The organism is Paraburkholderia sp. CNPSo 3274 (genome assembly GCF_024206475.1).
In the GTDB taxonomy this organism is placed as follows: domain Bacteria; phylum Pseudomonadota; class Gammaproteobacteria; order Burkholderiales; family Burkholderiaceae; genus Paraburkholderia.
This window is the reverse complement of record NZ_JAMBPR010000247.1, coordinates 1-702: the sequence shown is the minus strand read 5'-3', so window position 1 is coordinate 702 and position 702 is coordinate 1. Positions and strand designations below refer to the sequence as shown.

At 58.0% G+C, this 702-nt stretch carries 1 protein-coding gene; it reads left to right on the top strand.

Features of this window, described 5'->3' with window-relative positions; translation table 11 throughout:
* Positions 1–42: 42 nt before the first annotated feature.
* Positions 43–702, top strand: a 660-nt coding sequence (locus tag M3I54_RS44505; RefSeq protein ID WP_254346743.1) for a transposase, incomplete at its 3' end; no start/stop codon positions are given.

Genomic DNA, 702 nt, shown 5'->3' with positions numbered 1-702 from the left:
AAGCGCTAAGATGCTTCATCCGACAGCGAGGGATGGAGCGAGATGAAGCGGTTCGTGCAAGGCGACAATCGTACACAAAGCTTTCTCCTTCCCGAAGCGCTCGATGACTACGTGACGGACACCAATCCTGTGCGCGTGGTGGACGTCTTTGTGGATGAACTCGATCTCCGGCAGCTGGGGTTTGAAGGTGTCGAGCCAGCGCTGACCGGGCGGCCTTCGTATCATCCCGAGGTGATGCTCAAGATCTACATCTACGGTTACCTGAACCGTATTCAATCCAGCCGTCGTCTTGAACGTGAGTGCCAGCGCAATGTTGAACTGATGTGGCTCACGGGGCGCCTTGCGCCGGACTTCAAGACCATCGCCCGGTTCCGTAAAGACAACGGCAAGGCGATCCGCAGCGTCTGTCGCCAGTTCGTGATGCTGTGCCAGCGTCTGGACCTCTTCGCAGAAGCGATTGTTGCGATCGACGGCAGCAAGTTCAAGGCGGTGAACCACCGCGACCGCAACTTCACGAGCGCCAAGCTCGAGCGACGGATGCGCGACATTGAGTCAAGTATCGCTCGCTATCTCGAGGCGATGGACACAGCGGATCGTCAGGAGCCTGCGATCGCGAAGGCCAGGACAGAGCGACTGCAGGAGAAGATCGCGGCCTTGAAAGAGCAGATGCGCAGTCTGAAGGAGATCGAGGTTCAACTCAAC